The organism is Gordonibacter sp., assembly GCF_036667095.1.
In the GTDB taxonomy this organism is placed as follows: Bacteria; Actinomycetota; Coriobacteriia; order Coriobacteriales; family Eggerthellaceae; genus Gordonibacter.
Genome location: NZ_JAVWUP010000062.1, coordinates 2,219 through 14,388, shown reverse-complemented (window position 1 = coordinate 14,388; position 12,170 = coordinate 2,219). Strand labels below are relative to the sequence as shown.

The following is a 12,170-nucleotide window of genomic DNA, read 5'->3' as shown; positions in this document are numbered from 1 at the left end:
TGTAACCATCTGCCGCACCACAGGCAGAGCCTGTGGGTTTCTCACAGGGCGCTAAACGAGCGACCATGAAGCGGTTTCGAGAGAGGGTAAACTACACAAAAAGGTGCAAGGATATATTTCAATTAATGGGAATGTTTCACGTGAAACATTCCCATACAAAAAACTCCTTTCAAAAGAAAGGAGTTTTTTTAAAAATCCAATATCACACCACAGGTAAAGCTTGTGGATTTAGTTAACCATTAAAAATAACTACAAAGGAAGAATTACCACATGACGAGCACTGCCTTCACCTTCTGAAGCAGTTTCAACACGATTATCATCCCTAAGCGTAATATGGACAATACGACGCTCGTAGGGTGTCATTGGGCGAAGCTTGACACTACGGTTTTGACTTGCAGCCCGACTAGCGGAAGAGCGGGCAATAGATTCAAGCTTTTGACGCTGACGACTCTTATACCCCTCAATATCAACAACTACAGGGTAGCGGAATCCGATGGTGCGGACGGTTATAGCTGAAACGAGAAATTGCAGCGCATCGAGCGTTTTACCATGACGGCCAATAAGAACTGCCAGATCGCCACCGGTGATGTCAAGTATCAACTCACCTTCATCACCTTCGTACTCGTCAATAGTAACTTCGCCTACACTGAAGTACTTCAAAATATCCTGCAACGCGGCAATCGCAGTATCAGCAATGCGATCGAGTTCTTCATCATTAAGCTCTAAAGGTTCCTCGGAAGCGCTCTCAACATTCTGCTGCTCTTCGATAGCTTCATCAATCATGACAGACTCCTTTGATATATGCTCCAATGAAGCAAACCAAAAAGCAGCTTCATTGTTTCACGTGAAACAATTCAAAAGGCTCGTTTAGCTTTTCTTCGTAGGCCGCTTCTTCTTGGCCTTACGTGTCACATCCACCTCGATAGGCTTAACTTCAACAGTCTCAGCCGCTTCAGCATCGCGCTTTTTCATGACACGCATAGATATCTGCTGCTGACCGATACCAATAAGCGAGGAGGCACCCCAGAACAGAAGCACGCCCGCGGGAGAACCCCAGCTGACCCACAGCATAAAAACGCTCATGACGGCAGCCATAATCATCGTCTGCTTGCGTTGCGGGTTGTCTTTGTTTCCCATCTGCATCAAAACCATCGGTAAGAAGGTAGCGCCTGCAAAGACAACCATAAGAATCAAATAGGGAACAAATGTTCCAAAACCCTGAGCAAGCGCCTCGGAAGGCCTTATAACCAAGTTGGGAACCAACTGGAAAAACTCATAGGTAGAACCTTGAGTACGAGACCCCATCTCAGAAAGTACCTGGAACAACGCCATAAATATAGGCATCTGAAGAAGCATTGGTAGACAACCAGCAAGCGGGTTGAACTTCGCTTCAGCATAAAGCTTCTGCATCTCTTCCTGCTGCCGCTGAGGATCGTTCGCATACTTGGTCTGAATCTCTTTCATAAGAGGTTGGACCTTTTGCATCTGGAACGACGATTTCGTCTGCTTATGCATAAGCGGCGAGATAAGCAGGCGGAAAATAACGGTAACAATGATGATGGCAAGGCCCCAGTCCCCACAGAAATTGTAGAAGAACTGGATGATATTAAATATCAGGTCTTTAAATGCGTCCCACATAAAGCGTTTTCCTTCCTATATACCAAAGAAGCCCAAAGCACCCTGTTTAAGGAACAGGATCATAACCATGAGGACCTCCTGGGCGACACTTTAAAATCCGTTTCGCGGTTAACTTCAGGCCTTTCCAAAACCCATAACGCTTAAATGCGATGATCCCATACTCAGAACAAGTCGGTATGAAACGGCAGCACGAGGGAAAAAGAGGAGAAATAGCCGCGCGGTAGAAAGTGATCAAAAACACCACAATAGTACAAGGCAGGCGTTTTATATGCTTCGTGATCGTCCCCATCGCGTGAACCTCATCGCACCCCAGCTCGCTTCAACGTATCGTCACATGCTGCTAGCACTTTACTATAAGACACACGCACGATGTTCGACTTTGCGAGGAAAATCACATCGCACCCTTGCCAAGGACCGTCGAGTTCGAGGCATAATGCCCGCATACGCCGTTTAGCGGCGTTGCGCCAAACGGCGTTCCCTAGCTTCTTCCCAGCAACAAAAGCAGCACGACCTGGTTGGTCGTGCTGCTTTTCGTTACGTACCACAATAAACGTAAGATAAGGCGTATGCAAACGCTTGCCGTGGGTAAACAGGGAGGAAATCTCAGTGTTGGATTTTATAGTCTCCAACCTAGGAACCCCGTTTACACGCAGAGGCGCTTGCGTCCCTTGGCGCGACGAGAGGCCAGAACGGCACGGCCGCCCTTCGTCGACATACGGGCACGAAAGCCGTGGCACTTGGCGCGCTTGCGCGTGTTTGGTTGGTAGGTGCGCTTCATGGTTATTCCCTTTCAATACTTTCAAGAGCAACCTCCAAAGTATATACCATGCCACCTTGTCGTCAAGCATTTTCCTTGGCTTAGAGCGATAGTCTCAAGAACATCACCATTTTTAAGTCATTTTTAAGCGTCCTGCGAAAGGTATAAACCCTCTATGGAGCAACTAAATTTTTCCCCACTATACCGTGGAAAAGAGAATATGCCCAATAAAAGCTCTAGGGAATCCAATAAGACGATTTATGAAATTGTGGAAAATGGGGAAAACTCACGTTTCACTCGAAAGACAGTGTGGAAATCTCAAACAAGACCATTTTGTCAAGATCCCTTTACTAATAAACCAACCGAGCTTCTATCAGCCATTTCATTCTCCACGAGTTATAAACATAGCGTTTGAACAGGTAATTTACAAAACACCTATGTAATAAAAAATTTGCAGATTTTTGTTTCGGTAGCTACTTGATGACGTTCCGTTACCTTAGCTTTACTTAAAAACATACCATCTGGGAAAACCTCGAGAACATGAAAGTCAATGAAAATTTCAACAATTAAGGAGTGTTTTCAGGATTTCCACTGTCTTGTATTCCGCCTTGTTCAAGGTTTTCCACTTTATCTGAATAAAATGTTGAAAACTTTGAAAAGGCCACGTTGAATGCTGTTTTACTTTCATTCATATATGAAAGTATCCGGAATGAATAAATGAATTCCGCAGGTGAATAGATTCAATGTCAAAAAAACGGTACAATACCGTTGAATATCTTTGAAAAATGCTGAATATCGAATCTGAAAAACGGAATACCATTGAACAACCAGATTGAAAATTCAAAGCAAACTGATGAACCAGCAGATGAAGGGTCGAATTCGTTCGACTATACTTATGTGCGCACTATTGCCCGCATCGCGCTATACGACGATCTCCGCAGCGCCCCAAGGGTCACGGAGATTCAACCGGCGCCGACAACGGACTTCATCGAAAGTTTGGCATCGAAAATCTACGAGCAAGCAAAAATGGCCGGAGGGGCGGTGCCTTATACCGCCATCAGGGAAGTTTCTGAAAACTTTATCCACGCTCGGTTCGCAGAAATCATCGTATCTATTCTCGATGACGGGAACACAATTCGGTTTGCCGATCAAGGACCGGGAATCGTACAAAAAGACAAAGCTCAATTACCGGGTTTCACCTCGGCGGTCGAGCCCATGAAACACTTCATCAGAGGTGTCGGTTCAGGGTTGCCTATTGTCAAAGAATACCTTGAATTCTCGCATGGAACCATCTCTATCGAAGACAACCTCGGTACAGGCTCGGTCGTTACCATCAGCCTCAAAGACGAGAGTAGTCAACCAGGCAACGAAAGATTTAATAGTCACCCCTACAGAACATATGGCGCACAAACGAAGGGCGGCGGCAACCCCACAGCTGCACGTGCAGCTGCGCTCGTACCGCCGCTTACTCAGCGCGAACGTGATTTTCTCCCTATCTTTCTCAATGAAGGTGCGCTGGGAGTTACCGATTTGGCACGCCTCACTGGCGTGCCTCAATCGAGCACCTACGTTACGCTCTCGAAACTCGAAGAGGCGGGTCTTATCGAGAAAACCGTCGGACAAAAGAGGATCCTTACCGATCTCGGCTTCCACGTGGTAAATTCGCTATAATCGCCACTAAGGAACACCTTCTATATACTACAGTGAATAGGCGGCGGGTAGCGGCGCTCGTGGGCGCAAAAAACACAGCACACGAAAAGCCCGTCGACGAACCATTATCATTAAGGAGAACCTCCTCATAAGGAGATTGCCATGGACAGCGAAAAACTCGAACAAGTTTGGTGTGCACTGTGCGACCAGGTGAAAAGCTACAATAATATCGATCCGTCGCAGATCAATGCGTTCTTCTCACGTCTACAACCTCAAGCGATGAGCGAGGATTTCCTTATGCTCACCGCTGATAACGACTTCATTAAGACATGGATCGAGCGGCATTACGTCGACTTTATTAAACAAGCGCTCATGGATATCTATCGGGTTGCATTTACGGTTGTGATCGAGGTGGATATCGCTGCAGAGAACTCCGCGACGCCGTCGGGGGTCACAACCAACCAAGGAACGACCGCGGTACAAGCGTCGACCATGGCGCGAGAACGGGATATATCCCGAAACGACCAGGAAAATACAGCGCCATTTCAAACACCGGGAGATACCCGAAACAAAGACCTCATCTTCCAACCGCAGAGAGAGACCGCAGAAGGAAACGAGATTGACACCCGCAACGAGGACTTTCCTTTGAGACAGGAGAATCCGTTCGAACGGTTTACTGAAGAAGCGGGGACGATTGACGGTTCTGATGGACCCACCTCGACGCTCACCTTCGAAAACTTCGTTATTGGTGATTCGAACCGCATGGCCTATTCGATGGCCGTGGCGGTAGCGGAAATGCCGGGTAAAGCACATTTAAACCCGCTGTTCATCTATGGAAAGTCAGGTCTTGGAAAGACGCATTTGCTGCGTGCCATACAAAATTATGTGCACGAGACTATGCCGCGGCTGTCGACTATCTACGTAGATTCCGCCGAACTGCTTTCCGACTACATGGAAGCGAGCGCTGCACACGATAAGGAAAAATCGAGCTACAAGAACTTCAAGACACGCTACGAAGAAGCCGACGTTCTTCTTATAGACGATGTTCAGTACCTGCAAGGAAAAAAGCAGACCTTGGACATCGTTTTCCAAATATTCAATAAGTTGACCAGCCAAGGCCGCCAGGTCGTTCTTTCAGCTGACCGCGCGCCGAAGAATATCGATATCGATGAACGCTATAAGAGCAGGTTCAACTCAGGAGGTACATTCGATATCCAACCGCCCGAGATCGAGACGAAGCTGGGTATCGTCAAAAGCTTTGTGGACGAGTACCGCGATAACGAAGGAAAGTACGAGTTTGCAATCCCAGACGACATTCAGATGTACATCGCCGAGAGCTCCAGCTCGAACATTAGGGAGCTAAAGAGCGCCGTCACCAAGGTTATCTACCAAATGACGTTTTTTAACCAACCCGACTTAACCTTAGACGACGTAAGAAACCTTCTGGAAAACCACTTCTCAGGCGGTCCCTCGAAGAGGCTGACCATCGCTGATATACAGAAGGAAGTAGAGGCGTTTTATAAAGTAAGCCATGCAGATCTGATAGGGAAGAAACGTACGCGCAATATTATCTACGCGCGCCAGATCGCCATTTACCTGTCGCGTCAGTTGCTGGACCTACCGTTCAACGATATCGGCAAGAAATTTAACCGCGACCACTCGACGGTCATGTACTCAGTCACGAATGTGGAAGAAAAGATGAAGGAAAGCCGCGAGCTGCGCGAGGAGTTGGAAACCCTAAAGCAGATGATCCGAGAGATATAGGCAGAATTCTCGCAGCTAAGAGAGTGTTTCACGTGAAACACTTACCACGCAACAAGAATAGCACGCTCGTCAGCACGCATATTGGTTGCTTTGCTTTCCCAACAAAATGTTTCACGTGAAACATTTTGGCACCTCGAAAGATCGCCGGAATATAAGCAGAGTCGGCAGGGCAGCAAGAAGGAGGAATAAGCCGGCTTTCCTCGAACCAAGGGATGCGAACGCTCGTTCGGAGGAAAACTGACTGAAAGATGACTCGCAACTTGAAGATAAACCGGTTTAAGTAGGGGAAAGATAATAATAGCAATAATGAGTGTTGAGGGAGGGAACACGTCCTACACGAGAAGTTAAGCGACAAAAAATACCTTTGACATGGCAAGACGCAGTTTATCCACAAATCCACAGCCCTTATTATTACTATTATTAAAACCTTACTATAATTAAGAGAATCGAAGGTCAAAAGCAAAACACGACGTGCGTCGCAAAAGCGGGCACTTTTATAAGAGAAAGGGAGCGCCTTGAAATTCAGTATCAACCAATCGGAGTTACAGAATGCTTTAAGCGTAGTACTCAAGGGCGTCGCTTCGCGCTCGACTCTTCCTATCCTCTCAGGTATCTACCTTGAGGTACGGGGAGATGAGTTAACCCTTCAGACAACCGACCTCGAACTGTCCGTGCAATACACGGTAGCGGCACTTGTCGAGGAAGAAGGACGTGCTGTTGTTCCTGGCAAACTCTTCGCTGACATTGTGAAGAACCTTTCCGATGCAGCAGTACATGTCGTCGCTGATGAAGAAGGGGCGATCATAACCTGCGATACAGCCTCATTTTCGATTAAGGCTCTCAACCCAGAAGACTTCCCTGGATTTCCTCATGTCGATACAACACAGAAGATTAACATCCCTTTCAATCGTTTCACGTCGATGGTGCGGCGTGTCGCTCGCGTCGTGTCTAAGGATGAAAGCCGTGCTATTCTCACGGGTGTGCTGATCACCCTGGAAGAACATCATCTAAAAATGGTTGCTACCGACTCGTATCGCCTAGCTATCACCGAAGCTGAGGTGCCGGAAACAACGGCTGAAGGCTTCCAAGCGGTTATAGCCGGCTCGTTTCTCCAGGATATTGCAGCACTGCCTAAGACCGACGATCCGGTGTCGATCGCGCTGGCCGAGAACCAGATCGTGGTCACCTATCAGGATACGAAATTCGTGAACCGTCGCCTCGAGGGCAATTTTCCGAACTACCGCCAGTTGCTTCCCGATTCCCATGCTACACGGGTGAGCATGCCGGTTGAGCATTTGATAGGAGCCGTGAAGCGGGCCTCGTTGCTTGGACAATCGTCGTCGCCGATCAAGTTCGATATCAATATTGCTTCCCAAACAACCCAATTGTCGACTATCGCACAGGATATAGGATCGACCCAAGAGACGATCTCTTGCCAAGGCGAGGGAGAGGATGTGGAGATCGCCTTCAATTACGCCTATTTGTTGGATGGGCTTTCCGCCGTGGGCACCGAAGAGGTGTTCTTGGAGGTACAGTCGTCTCTCAAGCCGGGTATTTTTAAGGCTCCTGAGCCGGAGAACTTCCTATACCTGGTCATGCCGGTGCGTATTTCCTAAGCGACGCGCCGCTTGTCGCTATAGAAATGCCCTTATGGATTTAAGCATACACCGCATAGCTTTCAAGAATTTTCGCAGCTACGATTCGTTCGAGCTGTCTGATCTGGGTGCCCTAACGATACTCGTCGGTCCGAATGCAGTGGGTAAGACGAATATCATCGAGGGCGTGCAACTCCTGACGGCATTACAATCGTTTCGCCGCCCCCTCTTCGAACAGATGGTTCGCCAAGATTCTGACTTTGCACGCTTAGACGCCGACTTATCGGACGGGTCACGCAACCTCGCTCTCTCCTTACGGCTGAGTGAAGGGAAGAAGCAATATCTTTTGAATGGTAAAGGAAAGCGCACGGCAGATCTCAAGGGGATCATGCCCTCGGTCACGTTCACTCCCGACGATTTGGAATTGGTAAAAGGCACGTCCGCCTCTCGACGTGCTGCTATCGACGGGTTAGGCTCCCAGCTTTCCTCAAATCATTATGTGATAAAGAGGGATTACGAGAAAGTGGTGCGTTATAAGAACCGCCTGTTGAAAGAAGCGGCTTCGTCCGATTTGGTTGCAAGCATCGATGAGATGCTCGTTACGTGCGGCGCACAGCTCGCTTGCTATCGTGCGGCGTTGTTCGAGAAGCTCACTCCTGTCGTGAAGTCCTACTACGACGCAATCGTCGGTGGTCGTGAAGAAATGGATTTATGCTACATTCCGTCATGGGAAGTTCACGATGCAAACGTAGCACAGTCGTTTTCGTTCGACCGCGCTACGGCTCGGATATGTCTTGAACGTGCTTTAAGACATCGAGAGGCGGAAGAGCGCGCCCGTAAACATGCCGTAGTGGGGCCCCATGCCGACCATATCGAGTTTTTTATCGGCGCGCGTAATGCGGGGATGTATGGGAGCCAAGGTCAGCAGCGTTCCTTAGTCCTAGCCTTCAAGTTGGCCGAGGCTTCTTTGATCCAAGGAATACTGCACCAAAAACCGGTGCTGTTACTCGACGATGTGATGAGCGAGTTGGACGCCTCTCGTCGCAATGCTTTAGTATCGTTTATTGAGGGAGATATTCAGACGTTTATCACTACTACGAATCTTACCTATTTCGACGATGAGCTATTGAGCCGCGCACGTATTGTGGAACTTTCTCAGGCGGGGTAAACGAGTTTTCTTCAAATAAGTTGGTTCAGGTGGCGATTACCCTTCTACTGTCGTTAAACGGCTCTCCTAGATATGATTTTTGCTTATATCGACAAAAAGAATACATAATAGCTAGATCGCCCCTTATACGGCGTCTGGTTGCTTTTTAAAGAGGTTTGAAATGTTGGTATCGTAAGATGCTTATGATACAATTCTAAAGTTATCGATACAGGGTGATATCAGTTAGGCGTAGCCTCTCTTCCGACGCCTCGTTTGACTTGCAAAGCCCTTACGATAACCTCACTACAAAAACGCACGGTAAAAGGAGCATGTCAGTGGCAAACAAACCTGACCATTACGACGGTTCTGACATCCAGGTCCTCGAGGGCCTGGAGGCGGTACGCAAGCGTCCGGGCATGTATATCGGTTCGACGGGTCCGCGCGGTCTGCACCATCTGGTGTATGAAGTAGTCGACAACGCTGTCGATGAGGCGCTCGCAGGATTCTGCGACAACATCGACGTGTGGATACACCCCGATAACTCCATCACCGTCGACGACAACGGTCGCGGCATCCCGGTGGACAAGCACCCTAAAGAGAAGATTCCTACGGTGGAAGTCGTTCTCACCATCCTCCATGCCGGCGGAAAGTTCGGCGGCGAAGGGTATAAGGTGTCGGGCGGTCTGCACGGCGTGGGCGTTTCGGTCGTGAACGCGTTGTCCGCGAAGGTACGGGTGCAAGTCCGTAAAGACGGCGTCGAATATGAGATAGTCTTTGAACGCGGCCGCACGTCCGAAAAGTTGCACGAACTTGGTAAAACCTCGCGCGGCAACGGCACCACAGTGACGTTCTGGCCCGATCCCGATATCTTTACCGAGACCACCATCTACGATTTCGGCACGCTGGCAAACCGCTTCCGTGAGATGGCCTTCTTGAACAAGGGTCTAAAGATCACCTTACACGACGAGCGTGCGAACCCTGGCAGCGTGCTTTCCGGCGAGGCTCCTGAGCCTCATATAGAGACGTTCCAGTTCATGGGAGGCATCGTCGACTTCGTGAAGTATTTAAACGAGGGTAAGGAGACGCTGAATAAGCCCATCTACTTTGAAGCCGAGAACGACGACGGCACGGTGGAAGTGGCTATGCAATGGACGACGTCGTACTCGACGAACTCTGTCATGGCCTTCGCCAACAACATCAACACGCATGAAGGCGGCACCCACCTGGACGGCTTTAAACAGGCTGTCACGCGTACTATCAACGAATACGCACGTTCCAAGGGTATTTTAAAGGAGAAGGATTCCAACCTTTCCGGCGACGACACGCGTGAGGGCTGTGCGGCCATCGTGTCGGTGAAGCTGCATGATCCGCAGTTCGAGGGCCAGACGAAAACTAAGCTGGGCAATACCGAAATCCGCCCGTTGGTGCAAAATGCCGTGACCCAGGGCCTCGCCGAGTATTTGGAAGAGAACCCGAAGCCGGCCAAACGCATCATCGACAAGGCGACGCAGGCCCTCAAAGCGCGCGAAGCTGCACGTAAGGCGCGCGAGATGACGCGCCGCAAGGGTGTGCTGGACTCGTTCGCCTTGCCGGGCAAGTTGGCCGACTGTTCCAGCAAAGAACCCGCGAACTCTGAAGTTTTTATTGTAGAGGGCGATTCCGCAGGCGGCTCGGCCAAGCAGGCGCGCGACCGTAAGACGCAGGCCATCTTGCCGTTGCGCGGTAAGATACTCAACGTTGAGCGTGCAGGACTTCATCGTTCACTGTCTTCGGAGACTATCAGTTCGCTTATAACGGCTATCGGTACGAATATCGGCGACGATTTCGATGCCGACCAGGCACGTTATCACCGTATCGTTATTATGACGGATGCCGATGTGGACGGCGCACACATCCGCTGCCTTCTGCTCACGTTCTTCTATCGCTATATGCCCGAGCTTATCAACCGGGGCTATATCTACATCGCGCAGCCGCCTATCTTCGGCTTGAAGAAGAAGAACTCGCGCTCCCCTAAGATCGAGCGCTATATCTACGACGAGTCGGCGCTTGGAACCGTCCTCGCTGAGTACGACAATCCGGACAAGTTCGATGTCCAGCGCTATAAGGGCCTCGGAGAGATGGATCCTGACCAGCTATGGGAAACCACGATGGAGCCCGAGACGCGTACGCTTTTACAGGTGAGCATCGACGATGCTGCCGAAGCCGAGCGCGTGGTGAGCGATCTTATGGGCGACCAGGTGGAGCCTCGCAAGGAATTTATCCAGAAGCATGCACGTGACGTGCGCTTCTTGGACATTTAAGGAGAAGACGACGTGACTGACGAAACACAAGAACTAGATCCCGCCGCCGATTCCGACGACGACAACCGCGAAGAGGCAGAGGAGAGGGAACAGGAGGGCGACCTCACCGACGGCAGCGACGACAAAAAGCCCTACTCAGCGCCTGGTTCGGTAATGTCCGAGCAGATGCTCGCAAAATCGCTCATCAACGACATGCCGAGTCCGCACGGCTCTATCATCGAGGGAGCCAACGGTGGTAATGGAACCATCGTAAGAGCGGCGTATCTGGGTAAGGAGATGCAGACCTCGTTCCTGGAATATTCCATGAGCGTTATCGTCGCCCGCGCCCTACCCGACGTGCGCGACGGCCTGAAGCCGGTCCACCGCCGCATCCTATATGCCATGAACGAGTCGGGCTACACGCCTAACCGCCCGCACATGAAGTCGGCCCGTACTGTCGGCGATGTTATCGGCAAGTACCACCCGCACGGTGATACCGCTGTGTATGACGCCATGGTGCGCCTCGCACAGCCGTTTTCCATGCGCGTGCCGCTGGTTGACGGCCACGGCAACTTCGGTTCCATCGACGGCGACCACGCGGCCGCCATGCGCTATACCGAGTCGCGCCTGGACAAGTCGGCTATGGAACTTCTGCGCGACCTGGACAAGGAAACGGTCGATTTCTCACCCAACTACGACGAGAGCCTCGAAGAGCCCTCCGTGCTGCCTGCCCGCTTCCCGAACCTGCTGGTGAATGGATCACAGGGCATCGCCGTCGGCATGGCCACAAACATCCCGCCGCATAACCTGGGCGAGACTATCGACGCGACGTGCATGATGCTGGACAACCCGGACGTCACCACCGAGGAGCTTATGGGCGCGCTTCCCGGCCCCGACTTCCCTACAGGCGGCATCATTATGGGTAAGAAGGGCATCGCGGATGCCTACGAGACGGGCCGCGGCTCGCTAACTGTCCGCGCCAAAAGCGAGATCGAGGAGAAGAAGAACGGCCGCTTCTCCATCGTGGTCAAGGAAATCCCGTACATGGTGAACCGCCAGCGTCTGCTGGAGAAGCTAGGCGAGCTGGTACGTGATAAGAAACTGCCCGAGATCAGCAACATCCACGACGGTGCCGACCGCCACGGCATCGACATCATCATCGACTTGAAGTCGAACGCCATCCCCCAAGTCGTGTTGAACAAGCTGTACAAGCATACGCAGCTACAGGTGGGCTTCGGCTGTATTATGTTGTCGCTGGTGGATAACGTGCCGCGCGTGCTGTCGCTGAAAGAGATGTTGTTCTACTATATCGAGCACCAGGAAAACGTTATCGTGAGGCG

The 12,170-nt window shown here is 50.6% G+C and carries 11 protein-coding genes; 6 read left to right on the top strand and 5 right to left on the bottom strand.

The genetic code is table 11. The annotated features are described in order from the left end of the window. Window positions 1-249 precede the first annotated feature (249 nt). From RR842_RS07415 to rpmH, 5 genes are all read right to left on the bottom strand, one after another. Window positions 250-783 carry a R3H domain-containing nucleic acid-binding protein gene (locus RR842_RS07415; RefSeq protein ID WP_332729361.1) on the bottom strand — a complete coding sequence of 178 codons (534 nt, stop codon included), beginning with the start codon at window positions 781-783 and terminating at the stop codon, window positions 250-252. Between the two features lie 84 nt (window positions 784-867). Then, window positions 868-1,638, bottom strand: coding sequence for a YidC/Oxa1 family membrane protein insertase (locus RR842_RS07410; RefSeq protein WP_332729360.1), 771 nt, complete (start codon window positions 1,636-1,638; stop codon window positions 868-870). A 46-nt stretch (window positions 1,639-1,684) separates the two neighbouring features. Further along, the gene (gene yidD / locus RR842_RS07405) at window positions 1,685-1,927 is read right to left on the bottom strand and encodes a membrane protein insertion efficiency factor YidD (RefSeq protein ID WP_332729359.1); all 243 of its coding nucleotides are present in this window, start codon (window positions 1,925-1,927) and stop codon (window positions 1,685-1,687) included. Window positions 1,928-1,937: 10 nt separating this feature from the next. Next, window positions 1,938-2,267, bottom strand: coding sequence for a ribonuclease P protein component (rnpA, locus tag RR842_RS07400; protein WP_332729358.1), 330 nt, complete (start codon window positions 2,265-2,267; stop codon window positions 1,938-1,940). 14 nt (window positions 2,268-2,281) lie between these two features. Beyond that, window positions 2,282-2,416 carry a 50S ribosomal protein L34 gene (gene rpmH, locus RR842_RS07395; protein WP_332729357.1) on the bottom strand — a complete coding sequence of 45 codons (135 nt, stop codon included), beginning with the start codon at window positions 2,414-2,416 and terminating at the stop codon, window positions 2,282-2,284. 798 nt (window positions 2,417-3,214) lie between these two features. Here rpmH and RR842_RS07390 point away from each other — a divergent pair. From RR842_RS07390 to RR842_RS07365, 6 genes are all read left to right on the top strand, one after another. Continuing rightward, complete coding sequence (locus RR842_RS07390) at window positions 3,215-4,066, top strand: ATP-binding protein (RefSeq protein WP_332729355.1); 852 nt, start codon at window positions 3,215-3,217, stop codon at window positions 4,064-4,066. 141 nt (window positions 4,067-4,207) lie between these two features. Beyond that, window positions 4,208-5,809: a chromosomal replication initiator protein DnaA gene (gene dnaA / locus RR842_RS07385; RefSeq protein WP_332729354.1), complete on the top strand. Its 1,602-nt coding sequence runs from the start codon at window positions 4,208-4,210 to the stop codon at window positions 5,807-5,809. 515 nt (window positions 5,810-6,324) lie between these two features. Then, window positions 6,325-7,425, top strand: a complete 1,101-nt coding sequence (gene dnaN, locus RR842_RS07380) for a DNA polymerase III subunit beta (protein WP_332729353.1) — start codon at window positions 6,325-6,327, stop codon at window positions 7,423-7,425. 34 nt (window positions 7,426-7,459) lie between these two features. Beyond that, window positions 7,460-8,572 carry a DNA replication and repair protein RecF gene (gene recF, locus RR842_RS07375; protein ID WP_332729352.1) on the top strand — a complete coding sequence of 371 codons (1,113 nt, stop codon included), beginning with the start codon at window positions 7,460-7,462 and terminating at the stop codon, window positions 8,570-8,572. Between the two features lie 308 nt (window positions 8,573-8,880). Next, on the top strand, window positions 8,881-10,851 hold the full coding sequence (gene gyrB, locus RR842_RS07370) for a DNA topoisomerase (ATP-hydrolyzing) subunit B (RefSeq protein WP_332514122.1): 1,971 nt from the start codon (window positions 8,881-8,883) through the stop codon (window positions 10,849-10,851). Between the two features lie 192 nt (window positions 10,852-11,043). Then, a partial coding sequence (locus RR842_RS07365) for a DNA gyrase subunit A (RefSeq protein ID WP_332729362.1) occupies window positions 11,044-12,170 on the top strand: 1,127 nt, incomplete at its 3' end.